Source organism: Streptomyces viridiviolaceus (assembly GCF_014650995.1).
Taxonomy (GTDB): Bacteria; Actinomycetota; Actinomycetes; order Streptomycetales; family Streptomycetaceae; genus Streptomyces; species Streptomyces viridiviolaceus.
On the sequence record NZ_BMWA01000025.1, the window covers coordinates 20,150 to 42,547 of the forward strand.

Sequence of the window (22,398 nt, forward strand, 5' to 3'; positions counted from 1 at the left end):
AGCTGGGGTTATGAGCAGGGTGGGCGGTACCGAGTACGGACAGGACGGAACGGGGCGGCAGGCGGCGGGCTCGCTGGCGCACCGGGTGCCGGATCTCGGGGCACTCGAGCTGCTGCTCGCGGTGGCGCGGCTCGGGAGTCTCGGCGGGGCGGCGCGCGAGCTGGGGATCACACAGCCGGCCGCCAGCAGCCGGATCCGTTCCATGGAACGGCAGCTGGGGGTCGCCCTGGTGGACCGGTCGCCGCGCGGTTCCCGGCTCACCGACGCGGGCGCGCTGGTCACGGACTGGGCGCGCAGGATCGTGGAGGCGGCCGAGGCGTTCGACGCGGGCGCACAGGCGCTGCGGGACCGGCGCGACTCGCGGCTGCGGGTGGCGGCGAGCATGACGATCGCCGAGTACCTGCTGCCGGGCTGGCTGCTCGCGCTGCGTGCCCAACTGCCGGACACCGCGGTGTCGCTGCTCGCCGGGAACTCGGCGGCGGTGGCGGAGCGGCTGCTGTCGGACGAGGCCGACCTGGGGTTCGTCGAGGGCGTCAGCGTCCCGCCCGGCCTGGACTCCGCGGTCATCGCGCACGACCGCCTGATCGTCGTGACGGCACCCGGCCATCCGTGGACCCGCCGCCGACGTCCCTTGGCGGCCCAGGAACTGGCGTCGACGCCGCTGATCCTGCGGGAGAAGGGCTCGGGGACCCGTCAGGTCCTCGACGCGGCCCTGGGCGGCCTGGCCCGCCCCCTGATCGAGCTGTCGTCGACCACGGCCGTGAAGGCGGCCGCCGTGAGCGGCGCGGGCCCGGCGGTCCTCAGCGAACTCGCCGTCGGCGAGGAACTGGCGATGCGACGCCTGGTCAGCGTGCCCGTGGCGGACGTCGCCCTGGCCCGCGACCTGCGTGCCGTCTGGCCGACGGGCCACCGCCCGACGGGCCCGGCGCGACAGCTGTTGTCGCTGACCCGGGGCTGAGGTCCGCGGGCGGGTCTCGCGGTTGCGCGGAGCGGCGGGTGCGGGGCTGTCCGGGGCCCGTCGTGGTCGGCGGGGTCGCATGCGCTCGCACGTGGGCTGAGGTTGCTGGGCGGGTTCGTTCGGGGGCCGTCGTGGTGGGTGCGGGCCGTGTTCGCTCGCATACGGCTCGGTGTGCGATGGCCAGGTCGGTGGGCGGCTGCTGGGGGCGCTGGACGGCGGTGGTGGGGTTCGTCCGGAGGGCGTCGTTGGCGGTGTGGGCCGTGTTCGTTCGCATGCGGCCTGTGCGCGATGGTCAGGTCGTGCCGGGGGCGTGGGCGGAAGTTCGTCCGGGGGCCGTCGTTGGCGGTGTGGGCCGCGTTCCGCTCGCGCGGCCTGCGTGCGGGCCGGGTGACGTCCCGCGTGGGGCCTGCCTACCCGGGATGTGCGTCGCCGTCCCCTGGGGGCGGTCCCGGGCGACGTACGCGCTCAGCGGCAGCCCCGGCCGCATCCACCAGTGCCCGCATCACCCTCACGTCCTCGCCCATCTCCGGATGCCACTGGACACCGAGCACCCATGCGCCGGCGGACGGCAGTTCCACCGCCTCCACGGTTCCGTCCGCCGCGTGCGCCGAGGCGACCAGGCCCGTGCCGAGCCGGTCCACGGCCTGGTGGTGGTACGTCGGCACGAACGTCTCCTCCGCGACGACACCGGCGTACAGCGTCCCCGGCACCGGCGTGACCGGGTGGCCGCCGAACACGCCCACCACCTCGGCGTGACCGTCGATGTGCTGGACGAGCGTTCCCCCCAGGGCGACGTTCAGCAACTGCATGCCCCGGCAGATGCCCAGCAGCGGGACGCGTGCCGCCAGCGCGGCCTCGATCAGCGCCAGCTCCCAGGCGTCCCGGGCCCGGGCGGGCGGGCCGGTGCGCGGGTGGGGCGCCGCGCCGTAGCGGACCGGCTCCACGTCCGGGCCGCCCGCGATGACCAGGCCGTCGAGGCGGGCCACGGTCGCGGCGGCGTGCTCCGGCACGTCCGGCGGCAGCATCGCGGCCAGCCCGCCGGCCCGCTGCACCAGCCGCGGGTACCCGGCCGGCAGCAGCGCCGCCTCCAGCTCCCACACCCCCCAGCGCGCCCCCGGCTCCAGATACGTACTCACGCCGATCAGCGGCCTGCCCGCCATCCGACCTCCCGCAATGGACTCGCCCCACACCTTTGCCGAGAGTGCCGCGGTACGGCAAGACCGGCGGCCGCTCAGGTCAGGAAGCCGCGCAGCAGCGCCGCCGTCCCCGCGCAGTGCTCCCGCATGATCTCCCGCGCCCCGTCCGCGTCCCCGTCGAGCACCGCCTCGACCAGCGCGGTGTGCTGGCGCTGCGAGTGCTCCAGGTTGCGCACCAGCAGCGGGATGCAGTCCAGGAGGTCGTTCACCGTCGCCCGGACCGCCGCGTACTGCGCGGTCAGCGTCGGGGAGCCGCACAGCTCCGCGAGCGTGAGGTGCAGCAGGGTGTCCCGGCGGCGGTAGTCGGCCAGGGGCGCGTCATGGGTGCGGGCCAGCGCCCGGCGCAGCCGCCGCGCCCGCTCGTCCGGCAGCCCGTGCGCGGCGCACAGACCGGCCGCGCCCACCTCCAGCACCTCCCGGAAGCGCAGCACGTCCTCGACGTCGATCCCGGAGACCCGGCGCCGCAGCTCGTCCTCGCCGCCCGCGCCGGCCCGCGGCAGCACGAACGTTCCGCCGTACCGCCCGCGCCGCGCCCGGACCAGGCCCTGGTCCTGGAGCACCTTCAGGACCTCCCGCAGCGTCACCCGGCTGATCCCCAGCCGCTCCGCCAGTTCCCGCTCGGCCGGCAGCCGCTCGCCCTCCGGTACCAGGCCCAGCCGCAGGACCTGCAGGATCTGCTCCAGCGCCTCCTCGAAGCCGTTGCCGGCCCGCACCGGCCGCAGCACCGTCGCGAGCCGGTCCGACACCGGGCCGCCGGGATCCTGCCGAATGCCGCCGGCTTCCTCCGTCATGTGGTCGCGCCCCCTTTCCAAGCAATGGTCTCCAGCAATACCTTATGACCGCCGGGGCCGGTCGTCGAAGCCCGCAGCAGCACTGAGGAGGCTCTCCCGTGGCAGACCGCACACCCCCGCTAGGCGTCGAGGAGCTGCACGCCCTCGTCGCCGGCGGTGACATCGACACCGTCGTCCTGGCCTTCCCCGACATGCAGGGGCGCCTCCAGGGCAAGCGGTTCGCCGCGCGCTTCTTCCTCGACGAGGTGCTCCAGCACGGCACCGAGGGCTGCAACTACCTCCTCGCGGTCGACGCCGACATGAACACCGTCGACGGGTACGCCATGTCGTCCTGGGACCGCGGCTACGGCGACTTCGCCATGCACCCCGACCCCGCCACCCTGCGCCGTGTCCCCTGGAACGAGGGCACGGCGATGGTCGTCGCCGACCTCGCCTGGAACGACGGCACCCCGGTGGTCGCCGCACCCCGCCAGATACTGCGCCGCCAGCTGGAGCGCCTCGCCGACCACGGCTGCACCGCGCAGGTCGGCACCGAGCTGGAGTTCATCGTCTTCCGGGACACCTACGAACGGGCCTGGGACGCGAACTACCGCGGGCTGACGCCGGCCAACCAGTACAACATCGACTACTCGGTGCTCGGCACGGGCCGCATCGAGCCCCTGCTGCGCCGCATCCGCAACGAGATGGCGGGCGCCGGCCTCACCGTCGAGTCCGCGAAGGGCGAGTGCAACCCCGGCCAGCACGAGATCGCCTTCCGCTACGACGAGGCCCTCGTCACCTGCGACCAGCACGCGATCTACAAGACCGGCGCCAAGGAGATCGCCGCCCAGGAGGGCATGTCGCTCACCTTCATGGCCAAGTACAACGAGCGCGAGGGCAACTCCTGCCACATCCACCTCTCGCTCGCCGACGAGAGCGGCACCAACGCCATGGCGGGCGGCCCGGACGACCCGGACGGGATGTCACCGCTCATGCGGCACTTCCTCGCCGGGCAGCTGGCCGCACTGCGGGACTTCTCCCTCCTCTACGCCCCCCACATCAACTCCTACAAACGGTTCCAGCCCGGCTCCTTCGCCCCGACCGCCGTCGCCTGGGGCCACGACAACCGCACCTGCGCCCTGCGCGTGGTCGGCCACGGCCGCTCCCTGCGCTTCGAGAACCGGCTGCCCGGCGGCGACGTCAACCCCTACCTCGCCGTGGCGGGCATGGTGGCGGCCGGCCTGCACGGCGTCGAACAGCGGCTGGAGCTGCCCGAGCCCTGCCCGGGCAACGCCTACACCGCCGGCTTCGAGCACGTACCGACCACCCTGCGCGAGGCCGCCGAGCTCTGGGAGAACAGCACGATCGCCAAGGCCGCCTTCGGCGACGAGGTCGTCGCCCACTACCGCAACATGGCCCGCGTCGAACTGGACGCCTTCGACGCCGCGGTCACCGACTGGGAGCTGCGCCGCTCCTTCGAACGCATGTGAGGCCACTTTTGTCCCACGAGTCATCCGAGCTGCGTGTACTGAACCCGGCCACCGAAGAGGTCGTCGCCACCGTCCCCGCGGCGTCCGCCGCCGACGTCGACGCCGCCGTCGCCCGGGCCGCGCGGGCGCAGACGACATGGGCCGCCCTCCCGCCCGGTGACCGCGCCCGGCACCTGCGCCGCTTCGCCGCCGTCGTCGACGGGCACGTGGAGGAACTGGCCCGGCTGGAGGTCCGCGAGGCCGGGCACACCATCGGCAACGCCCGCTGGGAGGCGGGCAACGTCCGCGACCTGCTCGACTACGCGGCCGGGGGAGTGGAGCGGCTCACCGGACGGCAGATCCCGGTCGCCGGCGGCCTCGACGTCACGATGCTCGAACCGCTCGGCGTCGTCGGCGTCATCGCGCCCTGGAACTTCCCCATGCCGATCGCGGCCTGGGGCACGGCCCCCGCACTCGCGGCCGGCAACGCGGTGCTCCTCAAGCCCGCCGAGACGACCCCGCTGACCGCCCTCCGCCTGGCCGAACTCGCCCTGGAGGCCGGGCTGCCGGAGGGCCTGTTCCAGGTGCTTCCCGGCCACGGCACCATCACCGGCGACGCACTCGTGGAACACCCCGGCGTGGCCAAGATCGTCTTCACCGGGTCGACGAGCGTGGGCAGACAGGTGCTGGCGAAGGGCTCGGCGCTGCTCAAGCGCGTCACCCTGGAACTCGGCGGCAAGAGCCCCAACATCGTCTTCGCCGACGCCGACGTGGAGGCCGCGGCGGCCGCCACCCCCATGTCCTTCCTCGACAACTCCGGCCAGGACTGCTGCGCCCGCACCCGCATCCTCGTCGAGCGCACCGCCTACGACCGCTTCCTCGGCCTCCTCGCCCCCGCGATCGAGTCCGTGCTCGTCGGTGACCCGGCCGACGAACGCACCGAGATGGGCCCGCTGATCTCCCGTACCCAGCTGGAGCGCGTCCGCTCGTACGTCCCCGCCGACGCGGACGCCGTCCGCGGCAAGGCCCCCGAGGGCCCCGGCTTCTGGTACCCGCCCACCGTCCTCACCGGCGTCGATCCGCACGCGCGCGTGGCCGTCGAGGAGGTCTTCGGGCCCGTCGCCGTCGTCCTGCCCTTCGAGGACGAGGCCGACGCCGTCCGCCTCGCCAACGCCACCGACTACGGGCTGTCCGGCTCCATCTGGACCCGGGACGTGGGCCGCGCCCTGCGCGTGTCGAGCGCCGTCCGCGCCGGGAACCTGTCCGTCAACTCCCATTCCAGCGTCCGCTACTGGACCCCGTTCGGCGGGTTCAAGCAGTCCGGCATCGGCCGTGAACTCGGCCCGGACGCGCTGACCGCCTTCACCGAGACCAAGAACGTCTTCATCAGCACGGAGGGCCCCGCACAGTGAGCGAAGACATGGTTTGCCGCAGGCTCGTCGGCCGTACCGCCGTCGTCACCGGGGCCGGCAGTGGCATCGGCCTCGCCGCCGCCCGCCGGCTCGCCTCCGAGGGCGCGCGCGTCGTCTGCGGCGACGTCGACGAGACGCGCGGCAAGGCCGCGGCCGAGGAGGTCGGCGGCACCTTCGTGAAGGCCGACGTCACCGACCCCGAGCAGGTGGAGGCGCTGTTCAGGACGGCGTACGACACCTACGGCAGCGTCGACGTCGCCTTCAACAACGCCGGCATCTCCCCGCCCGACGACGACTCCATCCTGGAGACAGGTCTGGAGGCGTGGAAGCGCGTCCAGGAGGTCAACCTCACGTCCGTGTACCTGTGCTGCAAGGCGGCCATCCCCTACATGCGGCGCCAGGGCAGGGGCTCGATCATCAACACGGCGTCGTTCGTGGCGAGGATGGGCGCCGCCACGAGCCAGATCTCGTACACGGCCTCCAAGGGCGGCGTCCTCGCGATGTCCCGTGAACTGGGCGTGCAGTTCGCCCGGGAGGGCATCCGGGTCAACGCCCTGTGCCCCGGCCCGGTCAACACCCCGCTCCTGCAGGAGCTGTTCGCCAAGGACCCCGAGCGTGCTGCGCGCCGCCTGGTGCACATTCCGGTCGGCCGCTTCGCCGAGGCCGAGGAGATCGCCGCCGCCGTCGCCTTCCTGGCCAGCGACGACTCCTCGTTCGTCAACGCGACCGACTTCCTGGTGGACGGCGGGATTTCGGGGGCGTACGTCACACCCCTGTAGGCGGCGTCCTACAGTGCCCGCATGAGCATGACGCCACCGCCCGGCTGGTACCGCGACCCGTCGGCCCCGCACCAGGAACGCTGGTGGGACGGCACGGCCTGGACCGAGCACCGGCGCCTGCCCGAGGCCCCGGTGCCGCCCGTGCCGCAGCCCGCGCAGCTCTCGCGGCCGACCGTGCCGCTGTTCACGGACGGCGGCCCGGGGCAGCGCCGGCCGGCCGGCGGCACCGGTCGGGGCAAGGCCGTCGCCCTCACCACCGCCGCGGCCGTCCTGGTCGCGGCGATCGTCACCGGCGTCCTCGTCCTCGGCGACGAGAGCGGCGGTCCGGAGGCACAGACCCCGCCCGCCCCGACGACCTCCGCCGCCCCGGCACCGACGAGCGAGGAGCCCACCCCCTCGCCGACCGCTTCCCAGCCCTCCGCCGACGACCCGGCCGTCGTCGAGGACCAGCTCAACGGCATCACCTTCCCGCTGCCGGACGGCTGGGTCAGGCCGCAGTACGTCACCGAGGACGACGTCATGATGACCACGGACGGGACCTACGACTGCCCCGGCGACGGCGGAGTCTGCCGGCACGGCCTCGTCATCTCCCGCACGGTCACGGCCAACGACGAGACCTCCCCGGAGGCGCTCGCCAAGGAGGACATCCAGGACGCGGCCGACGACGCCTACGACCGCGACCTGGTCGGCCGGAAACCGTTCGGCGGCATCGAGTCCCACGCACTCGTCAAGTCCGGGCCGGTCGGGGTCGCCGGACGCGCCGGGTACTTCGTGCGCTGGCGCGTGCGGACGGCCGAGGGCCCGGGCGGGTACGTGCAGTCGATGGTGTTCCCGTCCACCGTCGGCACCGAGTCCCCGATCCTCGTCCGCTACGTCTTCGACGCCGGCGAGGACGGACCGCCGCTCGCCGACATGGACACCATCACCAAGGGCATCCGGCCGGCCGGCGACGCGGGCACGGGCGGCGGCGTGGGCAGCAGCATCGGCCCGACGCGGTGAGCGGCCGGCGGCCGGCGGGCGGCTAGAGGAAGGTGCGGCCCTCACCGCGGTACGTCGGCACCGTCGCCGTCACCGCGTCCCCCTCCACCAGGTGCAGCGCGTCGAACCGCTCGCACACCTCGCCGGCCTTGGCGTGCCGGAACCACACCTTGTCGCCGATCAGCAGGTCGTCGGCGGGTGAGCCGAGCAGCGGCGTCTGCACCTCACCGGCGCCCTCCTGCGGGTCGTAGCGCAGCCCCTCGGGCAGATACGGCACCGGCAGCCGGTCGGCCCCGGCCGCACCCGAGGCGGGGTAGCCCCCGCCGAGGACCGTCACGGCCCCCACCCCGGGGCGCCGCACGACGGGCTGGGCGAACAGCGCCGCCGGACGGCCGCGGAACGACGTGTAGTTGTCGAACAGCCGCGGCAGGTACAGCCCGGACCCGGCGGCGATCTCCGTGACCGCGTCCTCCGCGGCGGTGTGCTGCACACTGCCCGTGCCGCCGCCGTTGACGAACTCCAGGTCCGGCACCACGGCCCGGACCGCCCGCACCACCGCCGCGCGCCGCTCGGCCAGTTCACGGCGGGCGGCGGCCTGCATCAGCCGGATCGCCCGCGACCGCACCGGCCGTCCCGCCACCGCGTCCCCGACCCCGGCGACATGCCCCTCGTACGCCATCAGACCCACGACCTCGAACCCCGGCCGCCGGGCCACCGCGCGGGCCAGATCGGCGACCTCGGCGGGGGAGTGAAGCGGCGAGCGGCGGGCCCCGACGCGCACCCGGCCGCCGAGCAGCCTGAGGGACGTGTCCAACTCCAGGCAGACCCTGACCACTTCACGACCGCCGTCCCGTGCCTCGTCGATGAGCCGGAGCTGCGCCGGGTCGTCGACCATCACGGTCACGGCGGTGGCGAGCTTCGGGTCGGCGGTCAGCTCCGCGTACCCGGCGCGGTCCGCCGACGGATAGGCGAGCAGCACGTCATCGAAACCGGAGCGCGCCAGCCACAGGGACTCGGCCAGGGTGAACGACATGACACCCGCGAAACCGTCCCGGGCGAGGGCCCGTTCCAGCAGGGCGCGGCAGCGCACGGACTTGCTGGCGACCCGGACCGGCTTCCCGCCGGCCCGGCGGACCAGGTCGTCCGCGTTGGCGTCGAATGCCTCGAGGTCCACGATCGCGACGGGGGCGTCCAGATGGGCGGTGGCCCGGTCGTAACGGGCCCGGTCGGCGGCGCGCGCAGTCATGAACGAAGCCTGCCAGACAGGATTACCGCAGGGTAGGGGGACGTTCCGGGCCAATGCCCCGGGCACGTGGACTGGTTCCCCTCCGGGCGGGGGCACGCCGTAGAGTGACGCGCACGCACGGCGGAACGGCTCGGCGTCAGGGCCCGAGGTCCGCGCTGGGATGGCGGTCCGTCCGTGCGGGTATGCGTGCCCGGGACGGCCAGTCCGCACCGGGCCCGGGCAGGAGAACACCGGCCCGCGTCCAAGGAACGGCCCGGGCACGAGGAAACGGGGGGTGCATGAGCACGGAAGCGCGCCGCACCTCCTTCCCACCGCGCCCGGAGACGCCACCCCACACCGACGTACCCCCGCAGCCCGCCACGTCGCCGACTACGGCTACCCCGCCCCACCCCGCCCCCTCGCCGGGCCCGGCCGCGCCACCGCGCCCCGCTGCGTCCCCCCGGGCGGACCTGCCGTCCCGCACCGACCCCTCGCCGGGCCCGGCCGCGCCACCGCACGCCGATTCGCCGTCGTATCCGGAGACCCCGCCGCGCCCTGTCACGTCGCCCAGGGTGGATCTTCCGTCCCGCTCCGATGTCTCATCGGGTGCGGCTGCGTCGCCGCGTGGCGGTGCGGCGTCGGGTCCGGAGTCCCTGCGGGGGATGGTCACGTCGCCCGGGGTGGATCTTCCGTCCTGCTCCGATGTCTCATCGGGTGCGGCTGCGTCGCCGCGTGGCGGTGCGGCGGCGGGTCCGGAGTCCCTGCGGCGGCCGGTCACGTCCCCCGGGGCGGATCTTCCGTCCCGCCCCGACACCTCGCCGCGCGCGGATGCGCCGATGGTGCCCGACGCCCTGCGGCGTCCCGGCACGCCTGCCCACCCCGGCGTTCCGCCGCGTCCCGCCGGGAGCCCGCGGTCGGTCGAGTCGGCGGCGGGCACCGGTGAGCCGGGCCCGCGAGGGGAGTCCGCGCCAAATTCCTCTGAGCGGTGGGGCGCCGAATCCCACGACGGCGGTGCGGGGCGGCCGAGCGGCCCGTGCCGGGACGCCTCCGGCGGACCTGCCGACCGCGAGGGGGATGCGCCCTCGGACAACGGCCACGGCCCTTCGGCTCCGGACGACGGCCCCGGCACCGGCGCGTCCGGCCCCCCGTCCGCTTCCCGGGCCGCCCGGGGCCCCTACCCGACCCTCAGGCCCGTCGCCTCCACGCCCCCGCCGCCGCGCGCCTCGGCCCGTTTCCCGGACGCGCCGCCGGCCCTCGGTGCCGAGGAACGGCGTGACGGTGGTGCGGCGTCCGTGCGGGGAGGTCGTGGCGCCGGTGCCGAGAGCCCGCCGCGCGCCTCGGCCCGTTTCCCGGACGCGCCGCCGGCCCTCGGTGCCGAGGGGCCGCGTGACAGCGGCGCCCGTTTCCCGGACGTGCCGCCGGCCCGCGGTGCCGAGGGGGCGCGCGACAGCGGTACGGCGGAGACCCCGTCGGAGACGACCACCCGCCTGCGCCCGATCCCCGCGCAGCCGGCGCCCGAGCCGACGGGCACCCCGGCGCCCGTTCCCTCCGCGCCCGACCCCGCCCTGTCCTGGAACACCCCGGCGGCGTCCACCGGACGGCCCTTCGTGTCGCTCGGTGAGCCCGAGGGGTACGACGAGCACGCCCGCCCGCGCCCGCTGGGGGGCCGCCTGCGGCCCCAGGCCCTCGCCGCGGCCGTCTGCCTCGTGCTCGGACTCGGCCTCGTCACCGGCGCCGTCACGGGGAGCTGGCTCGCCGGCGACTCCGAGGACGGCGACGCGCGCGGCGTGTACACCGCGGCCGGGGACCTGTGGCACAGCATGCCGGTCGACCGGCTCTTCCCGCCCACCGTGCGGGGCCGGGGCGCCGGACCCGGCGGCGCCGACCGCACCTGGACCCGGATCGCCGTCGCCCCGGACAGCGGCTGCGAGGGCGCCTTCGACCCGCTGCTGCGCAAGGCGCTCGACCCGGTCGGCTGCCGGCGCCTGCTGCGCGCCACCTACACCGACGCCACCCAGAGCCACGTCACCACCGTCGGCCTGCTCTTCGTCAAGGCCGACGCCGCCGCCATGACCGCGCTGGCCGACCGGTTCGAGAAGGAGGGCCTGGCCCGCCGCACCGACCTCATGCCGCTGCCGTACGCCGCGCAGGACACCGCCGCCGCCGGCTTCGGCGCACGGCAGCGTGCCTCGTGGACGGTCTCGGTCCTCACCGACGCCCCCGTCGTCGTCTACGCCGTCTCCGGCTGGGCCGACGGCCGGACCGTCGACGAGCCCCAGTCCGCCGAGGAGGCCATGGAGCCGGACGCCACGACGGCCCCCGCCCAGGCCGGCCTCGGCCACGAGGCGCAGGGCCTCGCCGACCGCGTCGAACGCGCCCTGCGCAAGAACGTCGGCCCGGCCGAGGAACAGTCCGGGGAACAGTCCACGGAGCAGCCGTCATGAACGCCGTCCGCACCCGCCGCGCCGGAGCCCTGAGCCTCCTCGTCGCCGGCGCCCTCCTGGTCCCGCCGGCCACCGCGCACGCCGACGGCATACGCGCCAAGCAGTGGGCCCTCGACGCCATGCACACCCAGGAGGCCTGGCGCACCACCAAGGGCGCGGGCGTCACCGTCGCCGTCCTGGACACCGGCGTCGAGGCCGACCACCCCGACCTCACCGGCAACGTCCTCACGGGCAAGGACCTGGTCGGCTTCGGCGCGAGCGAGGGCGACCGCGCCTGGGCCCGGCACGGCACCGCCATGGCCGGCATCATCGCCGGCCACGGACACGGCCCGGGCGACGCCGACGGCGTCATGGGCATCGCCCCCGAGGCGAAGATCCTCCCCGTCCGGGTCATCCTGGAGGACGGCGACCCGTCCCGCGCCAAGGCCCGCAAGACCCGCGGCAACGCCCTGGCCGAGGGCATCCGCTGGGCCGCCGACCACGGCGCCGACGTCATCAACCTCTCCCTCGGCGACGACTCCGCCTCCGCCCACCCCGAACCCACCGAGGACGCGGCCATCCAGTACGCCCTGAAGAAGGGCGCGGTGGTCGTCGCCTCCGCGGGCAACGGCGGCGAGAAGGGCGACCACATCTCCTACCCGGCCGCCTACCCGGGCGTCGTCGCCGCGACCGCCGTCGACCGCTACGGCACCCGCGCCTCCTTCTCCACCCGCCGTTGGTACGCCACGGTCAGCGCCCCCGGCGTCGACGTGATCATCGCCGATCCCGACCACCGGTACTACGAGGGCTGGGGCACCAGCGCCGCCGCCGCCTTCGTCTCCGGCGCCGCCGCCCTCGTCAGGGCCGCCCACCCCGGCCTCACCCCGGCCCAGGTCAAGAGGCTCCTGGAGGACACCGCCCGCAACGCCCCCGACGGCGGACGCGACGACTCCCGCGGCTTCGGGTTCGTCGACCCCGCCGCCGCCATCGAGGCGGCCGGCCGGCTGAAGCCGGAGGGCCTGAAGTCCGCGGCGTACGGCGAGAAGTACTTCGGCTCCGGTCCCGACGCCGCAGCCCCGGGCGCCGACACCTCGGCCTGGGCGGCGCCCCTGGCGGGCAGCGCGGGCGGCGTCCTGATGGTCGCGGCCGTCGTCCTGTGGCGGGGCCGCCGCGAACGCTACGACGACTTCTGAGCCCCCACCGCGCCGACCGCCCCGTCCTCCCCGGCGAACACGGACACCGCCGCCCTCGCCGCGGCCTCGGCCAGCGAGATCCCCGCCGCCTGGGTGGCACTGCCCCGCGACAGCACCGCCACCAGGTACGCGTGACCGCCCGCCGGCACCCGCCCGATGCTGTTCACCACCCACAGCCCGGTGGTGCTGCGCCGCAGCCAGCCGTTCTTCAGCGCCCAGCCCGCACCGTCGGCCGCCGCCGACACGCCCCACCGCTGACCCTCGGCGATCCGCCCCATGAGCCCCCGCAGATACGCCCGCGAGGACTCGCTCAGCTCCGATCCGTCCGCCCCGAAGACCTGCCGCAGGAGCGTCAGCTGGTCGGCGGCCGTGGTCTGCGTCAGCCCCCACAGGGCACCGTCGCCGCCCTCGGTCCGCGTGAGCCCGAAGCGCTCGTTGGCGGCATCCAGCCCGTCCGCCGTCCCGATCGTCCGCCACAGCGCCGACGCGGAGTCGTTGTCACTTTCCTCGATCATGGCGACGGCGTACGACTTCTCCACGGCGGTCAGCGTCCGCCCCGCGTCCTGCGCCTGGAGCAGCAGTGCCGCCAGGATGTCGACCTTGACGATGCTCGCCGTGTCGAAGACGCCTTCGCCGTACGAGGCGCTGTCGCCGGACACCGGGTCCAGCACCGCCACCGACACCTCGGCGCCCGCCGCCACGGTCACCGACGCCATGGCGTCGGACAGCAGCGCGTCGCGGTCCACCACCGACTCCACCGATGCCTCCCCGCCCACGGGTGCCGAGGCCGACGACGATACCGACACCGGGTCCGGACCCGGGTGCGCGTGCCCGCGTACGTACACGGCCCCGACGACCAGGGCGCCCACGACGGCGAACACGATCAGGGCGGCCCGCACCGGCGCGCGCCGCCTCCGGGACCCGGGCCGGGCTCTGGGGGACTCCATGCCCGCGATGCTTCTGGAGGTGGCTGTGCGGTCCGTGGGGCCAGGGTCAAACGCCGGTCAGAGAACCCTGAGAGGCCGGTGAGGACCGTCGCCCGCCCCCCGATAGGGTCGAGTCCGTGGCGAACAAGAACATTCCCGACTCCGGTTTCTCCGACGACGACGGCTCCGCCGACCCCCGGCTGAGCGCGGCGCTCGCGGCCTGGGCCGAGGACCGCACCGCCATCGCGCCGGTCCTGCGGGCGCTGAAGGGCGCCCGGCTGCTCGTGCCCGTCGTGGCCGTGCTCGGCGAGGTCGAGGAGGACGAGAACGGACTGCGCCGCGAGAAGACCAGCGACATGGCCGTACCCACGCTCAAGGCCGGCGAGCGCACCGCGCTGCCCGCCTTCACGTCCACCGACTCGCTCGCCCGCTGGGACCCCCGGGCCCGCCCCGTGGCCGTGCCCCTGCACCAGGCGCTGCAGGCGGCCGCGCACGAGAAGGCGGACACGGTCGTGCTGGACATGGCCGGACCGGTGCCGTTCGAACTGACCGGAGCGGCGCTGCTGGCGCTGGCCGAGGGCCGTACGACGACCGATCCGCTCGCCGACCCGGCCGTCGTCGAGGCCGTGCGCGCTGCCGTGGCCGCCGAGCCCGCCGTGCTCCGCGCCCACCTCGGGCCCGGACAGGCCGACGGCACGCTGGCCCTCGTCCTCGACCCCGCCGCGGCTCCGGCCGAGGCCGCCCGCGCCGTCGCCGGACGGCTGGCCGCCGACGAGACGCTGAGGGCCCGCCTGGTGCGCGGCCTCGACCTGGCACTGCTGCCGGCCGGGACGACGCCTCCCGGCGAGCCCTTGTACGTGAAGGAGTAGCGGTCTAGCCGTAGACGGGGCCGGTGTACTTCTCGCCCGGCCCCTGCCCCGGCTCGTCCGGGACGAGCGACGCCTCGCGGAAGGCCAGCTGGAGCGACTTCAGGCCGTCGCGCAGCGGCGCGGCGTGGAAGGAGCTGATCTCGGTCGTGCTCGCGTCCAGCAGACCGGCCAGGGCGTGCACCAGCTTGCGGGCCTCGTCGAGGTCCTTGTGCGCCTCCCCCTCCTCGGTCAGTCCGAGCTTCACGGCGGCGGCGCTCATCAGGTTGACGGCGACCGTCACGATCACCTCGACCGCCGGGACCTCGGCGATGTCGCGGGTCATGGCGTCGAAGTCGGGCGTCTCAGGAGGGGTGTCACTCATGCCGCACACGATAGGCGCAGGGCGGCCGCCGGCCGTACTCAGTCTCGGTTAGCCGTTCCCCGGCCGAGCTGCTAACCTTGTGTAACGACCGGTCGGACACGTATGCCCCACGGCATCGGGCCCGACCCACAAGTGGAGGCTTCGAACTCCCACCTGGCCGTCCTCCGGGACGGCGGGTCACCGGTCAGGCGGTCCCGCCCCAGCGGCGGCGACCGGCCCGAAAGCGCGCCCCGCGGTCATCGCGGCGGTGCTCCGGTAGTAGTTCGAGGAGCCCCGCCTGTGATCGTCCGGGGCATTTTTTCTGTCTCGGCGCGGTTAGGTCTAACGAACACAGACGTTACGCGGCTGTCCGCCAGACCGTCGCGTGGTGCTACCGAGGAGGATCCATCAGCGCCGAGCCCCGCATCAACGACCGGATTCGCGTTCCCGAGGTGCGACTTGTCGGTCCCAGCGGCGAGCAGGTCGGGATTGTCCCGCTTGCCAAGGCCCTGGAGCTTGCGCAGGAGTACGACCTCGACCTCGTCGAGGTCGCGGCGAACGCCCGTCCGCCCGTGTGCAAGCTCATGGACTACGGGAAGTTCAAGTACGAGTCGGCCATGAAGGCCCGTGAGGCGCGCAAGAACCAGGCGCACACGGTCATCAAGGAGATGAAGCTCCGGCCGAAGATCGACCCGCACGACTATGACACCAAGAAGGGTCACGTCGTCCGGTTCCTCAAGCAGGGCGACAAGGTCAAGATCACGATCATGTTCCGTGGTCGCGAGCAGTCCCGGCCCGAACTGGGCTACCGACTGCTGCAGCGTCTCGCGGAGGACGTCCAGGACCTCGGTTTCGTCGAGTCGAACCCGAAGCAGGACGGCCGCAACATGATCATGGTCCTCGGTCCGCACAAGAAGAAGACCGAGGCGATGGCCGAGGCTCGCCAGGCGCAGGAGGCCCGCAAGGCGGAGGCGAAGGCCAACCCCGGCCGCTCGCAGAACGCCGCGGACGCCGACGCCGTCAACGCGGAGGCCCCCGCGGAGGCGTGACCCCCGGGACGCCAGTCCCAGGATGTAACCGATACAAGAGCGACGCTCCACCGTGCCCGGTTTTTCGCGACCGGGCACCGGAGCGCCACCGACGAGGAGAGAACGGCGCTATGCCGAAGAACAAGTCGCACAGCGGTGCCAGCAAGCGCTTCAAGGTCACCGGCTCCGGCAAGGTGCTCCGTGAGCGCGCCGGCAAGCGCCACCTGCTCGAGCACAAGTCGTCCCGCGTGACGCGTCGCCTCACCGGCAACGCAGAGATGGCCCCGGGCGACGCCGCGAAGATCAAGAAGCTTCTCGGCAAGTGACGCCACGGCGCCACCACTGAGCGCCGTACGTCAGGACCGGGACCCAATCGTTTCCGGGCCGCGTGAGGACCACCGCGGCCCCGCTACAAGGAGTTAACAAGTGGCACGCGTCAAGCGGGCAGTCAACGCCCACAAGAAGCGCCGGGCGATCCTCGAGCAGGCCTCCGGCTACCGCGGTCAGCGTTCGCGTCTGTACCGCAAGGCCAAGGAGCAGGTCACCCACTCGCTGGTCTACAACTACAACGACCGCAAGAAGCGCAAGGGTGACTTCCGCCAGCTGTGGATCCAGCGCATCAACGCCGCTGCCCGCGCCAACGGCATCACGTACAACCGCTTCATCCAGGGTCTGAAGGCCGCCAACGTCGAGGTGGACCGCAAGATCCTGGCCGAGCTGGCCGTCAACGACGCCGGTGCGTTCGCCGCGCTCGTCGAGGTCGCCCAGAAGGCGCTGCCGGCGGACGTGAACGCGCCCAAGGCTGCGTGACGCTGCGCTCGCTCTGAGCGGACGTGACTGTGCGGACCCGCGGGGTGACCTGCGGGTCCGCTTGCGTCTGCCCTCTTCCGTCGAATCGCGTGTGCGGGCCGGCTGTGGCCGGTCGCGCAGTTCCCCGCGCCCCTGGGGCGCTTCCCCCGAAGGTACGTCGCCATGGTTGCTGCTCCTGAGCTGATCTCCCCCCGCTCGTCGCGCGTGGTCGCCGCGCGACGTCTGGCCAAGCGGAACTTCCGGAGCAAGGAGCGGCTCTTCCTGGCCGAGGGGCCGCAGGCCGTGCGGGAGGCGGCGACACACCGCACGGGTGGCGCGTCCGCGCTCACCGAGCTGTTCGCCACCGTCGAGGCCGCCGAGCGCTACGCCGACATCATCGGCGAGGCCCGTACGGCCGGGGCCCGCGTCCACCTCGCCGCCGACCAGGTCATCGAGGACATCTCCACCACCGTCACCCCCCAGGGGCTGGTCGGGATCTGCCGGTTCCTCGACACCCCCTTCGACGAGATCCTCGCCGCCCGCCCCCGGCTCGTCGCCGTCCTCGCCCACGTCCGCGACCCGGGCAACGCCGGCACCGTGCTGCGGTGCGCCGACGCCGCCGGCGCCGAGGCCGTCGTCCTCACCGACGCCTCCGTCGACCTGTACAACCCCAAGGCCGTGCGCGCCTCCGTCGGCTCCCTGTTCCACCTGCCCGTCGCCGTCGGCGTCCCCGTGGAGCGGGCCGTGGCGGGACTCAGGGACGCCGGCGTCAGGGTCCTGGCCGCCGACGGAGCGGGCGAGGACGACCTCGACGCCGAGCTGGACCAGGGCACCATGGGCGGGCCGACCGCCTGGGTGTTCGGCAACGAGGCGTGGGGACTGCCCGAGGAGACCCGCGCCCTCGCCGACGCCGTCGTCCGCGTCCCCATCCACGGCAAGGCCGAGAGCCTGAACCTCGCCACCGCCGCCGCCGTATGTCTCTACGCGTCGGCACGTGCACAGCGCGCCGCCGGAGGGTGCCGCTCCGTCACCGAGAGCTAGTAGGGTGACCAGCTCGGGGACCCACTCGGTCAGCTGAGAGGTGGGGTACGGGGATGAGCGTCGGCACGAGCAGCGCACCGGCAGCACGGGAGGCGCCGCGCCCAACCGCGCCCCGTGATCCCACCGGCCTCGGCATCGACCCCGACGACCTGCCCGACGGCCTCGTCGTCGCCGACGAGCACGGGCACGTCGTCTGCTTCAACGCCGCCGCCGAACGCATCACCGCCGTCCCCGCGGCCGACGCCCTCGGGCAGCGACTGGAGAAGGTCCTCCCCTTAGAAGACCTCGAAGGCCGCCGCTGGTGGCAGCTGACCGACCCCTACGGCGGCCTCGCCATCCGGGTGCGTCAACCCGAGCGGAACCTGCTCCTGCCCGGCGGGCGGGAAGTCCTCGTGGCCGCCCGCTACGTCCGCGACGAACCGACCGGCCCCGTCCGGCGCGTCGTCGTCACCCTGCGCGACACCGAGGCCCGCCGCCGCACCGAGCGCAGCCACGCCGAGCTGATCGCCACCGTCGCCCACGAGCTGCGCTCGCCGCTGACCTCCGTGAAGGGCTTCACGGCCACCCTGCTGGCCAAGTGGGAGCGGTTCACCGACGACCAGAAACGGCTGATGCTGGAGACCGTCGACGCGGACGCCGACCGGGTCACCCGGCTCATCGCCGAGCTGCTCGACATCTCCCGCATCGACTCCGGGCGGCTGGAGGTCCGCCGCCAGCCCGTCGACATCGGCGCCGCCGTCGGCCGCCACATCCAGGCCTACGTCGCCGCCGGCCAGCGGGCCGACCGGTTCCTGCTCCGCCTCCAGCAGCCGCTGCCCGACCTGTGGGCCGACCCCGACAAGGTCGACCAGGTGCTCAGCAACCTCATCGAAAATGCCGTGCGGCACGGCGAGGGAACCGTCACCATCGACATCACGGCCGCGGCGTCCCCGCGCGAAGGGGAGGACGCCGGCACGTCGGTCACGGTGAGCGACGAAGGCCCCGGCATCCCGGAGGAGTCCATGAACCGCGTCTTCACCCGCTTCTGGCGGGGCAGCAAGCGCGGCGGCACGGGCCTCGGGCTGTACATCGTCAAGGGCATCGTCGAGGCCCACGGCGGCACCATCACCGTCGGCCGCGCCCCCGGCGGCGGCGCCGAGTTCCGATTTACGCTGCCCGTGGCGGCACCGGCGTATCTCGTCTGAGACGGCCGCGGACCCCACGGGCGCATTCGCATTCCTTCACCCCGTTAGACTCGGCCTTTGGCACCTTTGTGTCCCGAAGACGAAAGACGAGCCGGAGACGATCATCCACGAGTCGGTCACGGGGACCATCAGCCAGCCAATCGGAAGCACGGGAAGAGATGTCGGCACCCAATAAGTCGTACGACCCAGTCGAGGTCGAGGCGTTGAAACCGGAAGAGATCGAGCGCATGCGGGACGAGGCGCTCGCCGCCTTCGCCGCCGCGGACTCCCTCGACGCGCTCCAGGAGGCCAAGGTCGCCCACACCGGCGGCACCTCCCCGCTGGCGCTGGCCAACCGCGAGATCGGCGCCCTGCCCCCGCACGCCAAGGCCGAGGCCGGCAAGCGCGTCGGCCAGGCCCGCGGCGCCGTGAACAAGGGCCTCGCGGCCCGACAGGCCGAGCTGGAGGCCGAGCGCGACGCCCGCGTGCTGGTCGAGGAGGCCGTGGACGTCACGTTGCCCTACGACCGGGTACCGGCCGGCGCCCGCCACCCGCTGACCACCCTGTCGGAGCGCATCGAGGACATCTTCGTGGCCATGGGCTACGAGGTCGCCGAGGGCCCGCAGGTCGAGGCCGAGTGGTTCAACTTCGACGCACTGAACATCGGCCCGGACCACCCGGCCCGCGGCGAGGCCGACACGTTCTTCGTGCAGGGCCCGCAGGGCGGCTCGGAGTCCGGCGTCGTGCTGCGCACCCACACCTCGCCCGTGCAGATCCGCTCCCTGCTCGACCGCGAGCTGCCGGTCTACGTGATCTGCCCCGGCCGTGTGTACCGCACCGACGAGCTGGACGCCACGCACACCCCCGTCTTCCACCAGGTCGAGCTGCTCGCGGTGGACGAGGGCCTGACCATGGCGGACCTCAAGGGCACCCTGGACCACATGGTCCAGTCGCTGTTCGGCGAGGGCATGAAGACCCGGCTGCGGCCGAACTTCTTCCCCTTCACCGAACCGAGCGCCGAGATGGACATGCTCTGCTACGTGTGCAAGGGCGCGTCCGTCGGCAACCCCGACCGGCCCTGCCGCACCTGCTCCAGCGAGGGCTGGATCGAGCTCGGCGGCTGCGGCATGGTCAACCCGCGGGTGCTCACCGCCTGCGGCGTCGACCCGGAGAAGTACAGCGGCTTCGCCTTCGGGTTCGGCATCGAGCGGATGCTGATGTTCCGCCACAACGTCGAGGACATGCGAGACATGGTCGAGGGTGACGTCCGGTTCACCCGGCCGTTCGGGATGGAGATCTGATGCGGGTCCCGCTTTCTTGGCTGCGGGAGTACGTCGACCTGCCGGCGACCGAGACCGGCCGTGACGTCCAGGCCAAGCTCATTTCGGCCGGTCTGGAGGTCGAGACGGTCGAGCACCTCGGCGCCGACCTCAAGGGCCCCCTGGTCGTCGGCCAGGTGCTGACCATCGAGGAGCTGGAGGGCTTCAAGAAGCCGATCCGCTTCTGCACGGTCGACGTCGGCCGGGCCAACGGCACCGGCGAGCCCCAGGAGATCGTCTGCGGCGCCCGCAACTTCGCGGTCGGCGACAAGGTCGTCGTGGTCCTCCCCGGCGCCACCCTGCCGGGCGGCTTCTCGATCAGCGCCCGCAAGACCTACGGCAAGACCTCCCACGGCATGATCTGCTCCAGCGACGAGCTGGGCATGGGCGACGACGGCACCCACGGCATCATCGTGCTGCCGCCGGAGACCGAGGTCGGCAGGGACGCCATCGAGCTGCTGGAGCTGGTCGACGAGGTCCTGGACATCGCCGTCACCGCCAACCGCGGCGACTGCCTGTCCATCCGCGGCGTCGCCCGCGAGACCGCCATCGCCTACGGCCTGCCGCTGCGCGACCCGGCGCTGCTCGACGTGCCGGGCCCGAACGCCTTCGGCTACCCGGTCAAGATCGCCGACCCCACCGGCTGCGACCGCTTCACCGCCCGCACGGTGACCGGCCTCAGCCCCGAGGCGCGCTCCCCGATCTGGCTCCAGCGGCGCCTGCAGAAGGTCGGCATGCGCCCGATCTCGCTGGCCGTCGACGTCACCAACTACGTGATGATGGAGCTCGGCCAGCCGCTGCACGCCTACGACCGCGGTCTCGTCCAGGGCACCATCGGCGTGCGCCGGGCCGAGGAGGGCGAGAAGATCGTCACCCTCGACGGCGTCACGCGCACCCTGCACGCCGAGGACCTGGTCATCACCGACGACCGCGGCCCGATCGGCCTCGCCGGTGTCATGGGCGGCGCCAACACCGAGATCGCCGACCACGACGACCTCCAGAACGCCACGTCCGACGTGGTTATCGAGGCCGCCCACTTCGACCAGGTGTCCATCGCGCGCACGGCCCGCCGCCACAAGCTGTCCTCCGAGGCGTCCCGGCGCTTCGAGCGCGGCGTCGACCCGCAGGCCGCCGCAGCCGCCGCCCAGCGCACCGTGGACCTGCTGGTGCTGCTCGCGGGCGGCACCGCCGAGGTCGGCGTCACCGAGATCAGCGCCCCGTCCGCGCCGCGCACCATCAGCGTCCCGGCCGACCACCCGGACAAGGTCGCGGGCGTGACGTACGGCCGCGAGACCGTCGTGCGCCGCCTCCAGGAGGTCGGCTGCGACGTGTACGGGCAGGACGAGCTGATCGTCACCGTGCCGTCCTGGCGGCCCGACCTCACCGACCCGAACGACCTGGCCGAAGAGGTCATCCGCCTGGAGGGCTACGAGAACCTGCCCTCCACGCTGCCGAAGCCGCCGGCGGGCCGCGGCCTGACCTCCCGGCAGCGGCTGCACCGCCGTATCGGCCGGGCGCTGGCCGGTGCCGGTTACGTCGAGGCGCTGAACTACCCGTTCGTCGGCGAGCAGGTCTTCGACCAGCTCGGCCTGGACGCCGACGACCCGGCCCGCCGCGTCGTCAGGCTGGTCAACCCGCTCAGCGACGAGGAGCCGGTGCTGCGCACCTCGCTGCTGCCGGGGCTGCTCGGCGCGCTGCGCCGCAACGACGGCCGAGGCAGCCACGACCTGGCGCTGTTCGAGACCGGCCTGGTCTTCCACCCCCGCGAGGAGCAGCGGGTCGCCGCCAACCTGCCCGTCGACCGGCGCCCCAGCGAGGAGGACCTGGCCGCGCTGAACGCGGCGCTGCCCGACCAGCCGCGCCACGTCGCCGTCGTCCTCGCCGGCGCCCGCGAGCAGGCCGGCTGGTGGGGCAAGGGCCGCCCGGCCGACTGGGCCGACGCGGTCGAGGCCGCCCGGGCCGTCGCCCGCGAGGCCGGTGCCGAACTGATCGTCCGCAAGGGCCAGTACGGGCCGTGGCACCCCGGCCGCTGCGCCGAGCTGGCCGTCACCGTCGACGGCGAGGACCGGATCGTCGGCCACGCCGGCGAGCTGCACCCGCGGGTCCTGAAGGCCCTGGGGCTGCCCGCGCGCACCTGCGCGATGGAGCTGGACCTGGACGCCGTGGAGCGGGTCGGCCACGACACCCCGCAGGCGCCGAGCATCTCCACGTTCCCGGTCGCCACGCAGGACGTCGCCCTGGTCGTCGACGCCTTCGTCCCGGCGGCGGACGTCGAGGCCGCGCTGCGCGAGGGCGCCGGTGAACTGCTGGAGTCGATCCGGCTGTTCGACGTCTACGACAACGCCGAGCAACTCGGTGAGGGCCGCAAGTCCCTGGCGTACGCGCTGCGCTTCCGCGCCGCCGACCGGACGCTGACCGTCGACGAGGCGTCGGCGGCCCGGGACGCCGCGGTCGCACTCGCCGGTGAGCGCACGGGGGCGGTCCTGCGGAGCTAGGCGCCCCACGCGGACCTGGGACGTC

Annotated in this window: 20 protein-coding genes; 15 read left to right on the plus strand and 5 right to left on the minus strand. The window is 73.8% G+C overall.

Annotated features, from left to right (window positions below):
* Positions 1–10 precede the first annotated feature (10 nt).
* A complete protein-coding gene (locus tag IE260_RS30585) occupies positions 11–958 on the plus strand; it encodes a LysR family transcriptional regulator (RefSeq protein ID WP_189877745.1) in 948 nt (315 codons plus the stop codon).
* Between the two features lie 410 nt (positions 959–1,368).
* On the opposite strand, the gene IE260_RS30590 is transcribed toward IE260_RS30585, so the two are convergent.
* The gene (locus IE260_RS30590; RefSeq protein WP_189877747.1) at positions 1,369–2,118 is read right to left on the minus strand and encodes a gamma-glutamyl-gamma-aminobutyrate hydrolase family protein; all 750 of its coding nucleotides are present in this window, start codon (positions 2,116–2,118) and stop codon (positions 1,369–1,371) included.
* Between the two features lie 71 nt (positions 2,119–2,189).
* The gene (locus IE260_RS30595; RefSeq protein ID WP_189877749.1) at positions 2,190–2,945 is read right to left on the minus strand and encodes a FadR/GntR family transcriptional regulator; all 756 of its coding nucleotides are present in this window, start codon (positions 2,943–2,945) and stop codon (positions 2,190–2,192) included.
* A gap of 98 nt (positions 2,946–3,043) precedes the next feature.
* Between IE260_RS30595 and IE260_RS30600 the strand changes: the two genes are divergently transcribed.
* The 4 genes from IE260_RS30600 to IE260_RS30615 are packed head-to-tail and all read left to right on the plus strand — an operon-like array spanning position 3,044 to position 7,583.
* Complete coding sequence (locus IE260_RS30600) at positions 3,044–4,414, plus strand: glutamine synthetase family protein (protein WP_189877751.1); 1,371 nt, start codon at positions 3,044–3,046, stop codon at positions 4,412–4,414.
* A gap of 8 nt (positions 4,415–4,422) precedes the next feature.
* The gene (locus IE260_RS30605) at positions 4,423–5,805 is read left to right on the plus strand and encodes an aldehyde dehydrogenase family protein (protein WP_189877753.1); all 1,383 of its coding nucleotides are present in this window, start codon (positions 4,423–4,425) and stop codon (positions 5,803–5,805) included.
* Between the two features lie 8 nt (positions 5,806–5,813).
* On the plus strand, positions 5,814–6,584 hold the full coding sequence (locus IE260_RS30610) for a 3-oxoacyl-ACP reductase (RefSeq protein ID WP_373303432.1): 771 nt from the start codon (positions 5,814–5,816) through the stop codon (positions 6,582–6,584).
* 27 nt (positions 6,585–6,611) lie between these two features.
* On the plus strand, positions 6,612–7,583 hold the full coding sequence (locus tag IE260_RS30615) for a DUF2510 domain-containing protein (RefSeq protein WP_189877948.1): 972 nt from the start codon (positions 6,612–6,614) through the stop codon (positions 7,581–7,583).
* Between the two features lie 22 nt (positions 7,584–7,605).
* Here the strand turns inward: IE260_RS30615 and IE260_RS30620 are convergent, their stop codons facing one another.
* A complete protein-coding gene (locus IE260_RS30620) occupies positions 7,606–8,808 on the minus strand; it encodes an amino acid deaminase/aldolase (protein ID WP_189877757.1) in 1,203 nt (400 codons plus the stop codon).
* 1,271 nt (positions 8,809–10,079) lie between these two features.
* Between IE260_RS30620 and IE260_RS30625 the strand changes: the two genes are divergently transcribed.
* Both IE260_RS30625 and mycP read left to right on the plus strand, forming a co-directional pair.
* A complete protein-coding gene (locus IE260_RS30625) occupies positions 10,080–11,231 on the plus strand; it encodes a hypothetical protein (protein ID WP_373303427.1) in 1,152 nt (383 codons plus the stop codon).
* Positions 11,228–12,403: a type VII secretion-associated serine protease mycosin gene (gene mycP, locus IE260_RS30630; protein ID WP_189877759.1), complete on the plus strand. Its 1,176-nt coding sequence runs from the start codon at positions 11,228–11,230 to the stop codon at positions 12,401–12,403. Before IE260_RS30625 ends, mycP begins: the two co-directional genes overlap by 4 nt.
* Here the strand turns inward: mycP and IE260_RS30635 are convergent.
* On the minus strand, positions 12,388–13,350 hold the full coding sequence (locus IE260_RS30635; RefSeq protein ID WP_189877761.1) for a serine hydrolase: 963 nt from the start codon (positions 13,348–13,350) through the stop codon (positions 12,388–12,390). The genes mycP and IE260_RS30635 overlap by 16 nt on opposite strands.
* 116 nt (positions 13,351–13,466) lie before the next feature.
* On the opposite strand from IE260_RS30635, the gene IE260_RS30640 reads away from it, so the two are divergent.
* Positions 13,467–14,198, plus strand: coding sequence for an SseB family protein (locus IE260_RS30640; protein ID WP_189877762.1), 732 nt, complete (start codon positions 13,467–13,469; stop codon positions 14,196–14,198).
* 4 nt (positions 14,199–14,202) lie between these two features.
* Here IE260_RS30640 and IE260_RS30645 read toward each other — a convergent pair whose 3' ends face one another.
* The gene (locus tag IE260_RS30645) at positions 14,203–14,559 is read right to left on the minus strand and encodes a DUF1844 domain-containing protein (RefSeq protein ID WP_189877764.1); all 357 of its coding nucleotides are present in this window, start codon (positions 14,557–14,559) and stop codon (positions 14,203–14,205) included.
* Positions 14,560–14,945: 386 nt separating this feature from the next.
* On the opposite strand from IE260_RS30645, the gene infC reads away from it, so the two are divergent.
* From infC to pheT, 7 genes are all read left to right on the plus strand, one after another.
* Complete coding sequence (gene infC, locus IE260_RS30650) at positions 14,946–15,587, plus strand: translation initiation factor IF-3 (RefSeq protein ID WP_189877952.1); 642 nt, start codon at positions 14,946–14,948, stop codon at positions 15,585–15,587.
* Between the two features lie 110 nt (positions 15,588–15,697).
* Positions 15,698–15,892, plus strand: a complete 195-nt coding sequence (rpmI, locus tag IE260_RS30655; RefSeq protein WP_004933563.1) for a 50S ribosomal protein L35 — start codon at positions 15,698–15,700, stop codon at positions 15,890–15,892.
* 100 nt (positions 15,893–15,992) lie between these two features.
* On the plus strand, positions 15,993–16,376 hold the full coding sequence (gene rplT / locus IE260_RS30660; RefSeq protein WP_055492778.1) for a 50S ribosomal protein L20: 384 nt from the start codon (positions 15,993–15,995) through the stop codon (positions 16,374–16,376).
* 162 nt (positions 16,377–16,538) lie between these two features.
* Positions 16,539–17,396, plus strand: a complete 858-nt coding sequence (locus IE260_RS30665; RefSeq protein WP_189877767.1) for a TrmH family RNA methyltransferase — start codon at positions 16,539–16,541, stop codon at positions 17,394–17,396.
* A 53-nt stretch (positions 17,397–17,449) separates the two neighbouring features.
* The gene (locus tag IE260_RS30670; RefSeq protein ID WP_189877768.1) at positions 17,450–18,580 is read left to right on the plus strand and encodes a sensor histidine kinase; all 1,131 of its coding nucleotides are present in this window, start codon (positions 17,450–17,452) and stop codon (positions 18,578–18,580) included.
* Between the two features lie 158 nt (positions 18,581–18,738).
* On the plus strand, positions 18,739–19,860 hold the full coding sequence (gene pheS, locus IE260_RS30675; RefSeq protein WP_189877770.1) for a phenylalanine--tRNA ligase subunit alpha: 1,122 nt from the start codon (positions 18,739–18,741) through the stop codon (positions 19,858–19,860).
* Positions 19,860–22,373, plus strand: coding sequence for a phenylalanine--tRNA ligase subunit beta (pheT, locus tag IE260_RS30680; protein WP_189877772.1), 2,514 nt, complete (start codon positions 19,860–19,862; stop codon positions 22,371–22,373). The genes pheS and pheT overlap by 1 nt, the downstream gene beginning before the upstream one ends.
* Positions 22,374–22,398: the final 25 nt, after the last annotated feature.

Bases quoted from the DNA above. Each gene is read 5' to 3' on its own strand.
- IE260_RS30585 (WP_189877745.1), top strand. From the start codon at position 11: ATGAGCAGGGTGGGCGGTACCGAGTACGGACAGGACGGAACGGGGCGG.
- IE260_RS30590 (WP_189877747.1), bottom strand. From the start codon at position 2,118: ATGGCGGGCAGGCCGCTGATCGGCGTGAGTACGTATCTGGAGCCGGGG.
- IE260_RS30595 (WP_189877749.1), bottom strand. From the start codon at position 2,945: ATGACGGAGGAAGCCGGCGGCATTCGGCAGGATCCCGGCGGCCCGGTG.
- IE260_RS30610 (WP_373303432.1), top strand. From the start codon at position 5,814: ATGGTTTGCCGCAGGCTCGTCGGCCGTACCGCCGTCGTCACCGGGGCC.
- IE260_RS30615 (WP_189877948.1), top strand. From the start codon at position 6,612: ATGACGCCACCGCCCGGCTGGTACCGCGACCCGTCGGCCCCGCACCAG.
- IE260_RS30620 (WP_189877757.1), bottom strand. From the start codon at position 8,808: ATGACTGCGCGCGCCGCCGACCGGGCCCGTTACGACCGGGCCACCGCC.
- mycP (WP_189877759.1), top strand. From the start codon at position 11,228: ATGAACGCCGTCCGCACCCGCCGCGCCGGAGCCCTGAGCCTCCTCGTC.
- IE260_RS30635 (WP_189877761.1), bottom strand. From the start codon at position 13,350: ATGGAGTCCCCCAGAGCCCGGCCCGGGTCCCGGAGGCGGCGCGCGCCG.
- IE260_RS30645 (WP_189877764.1), bottom strand. From the start codon at position 14,559: ATGAGTGACACCCCTCCTGAGACGCCCGACTTCGACGCCATGACCCGC.
- rpmI (WP_004933563.1), top strand. From the start codon at position 15,698: ATGCCGAAGAACAAGTCGCACAGCGGTGCCAGCAAGCGCTTCAAGGTC.
- IE260_RS30665 (WP_189877767.1), top strand. From the start codon at position 16,539: ATGGTTGCTGCTCCTGAGCTGATCTCCCCCCGCTCGTCGCGCGTGGTC.
- IE260_RS30670 (WP_189877768.1), top strand. From the start codon at position 17,450: ATGAGCGTCGGCACGAGCAGCGCACCGGCAGCACGGGAGGCGCCGCGC.
- pheS (WP_189877770.1), top strand. From the start codon at position 18,739: ATGTCGGCACCCAATAAGTCGTACGACCCAGTCGAGGTCGAGGCGTTG.
- pheT (WP_189877772.1), top strand. From the start codon at position 19,860: ATGCGGGTCCCGCTTTCTTGGCTGCGGGAGTACGTCGACCTGCCGGCG.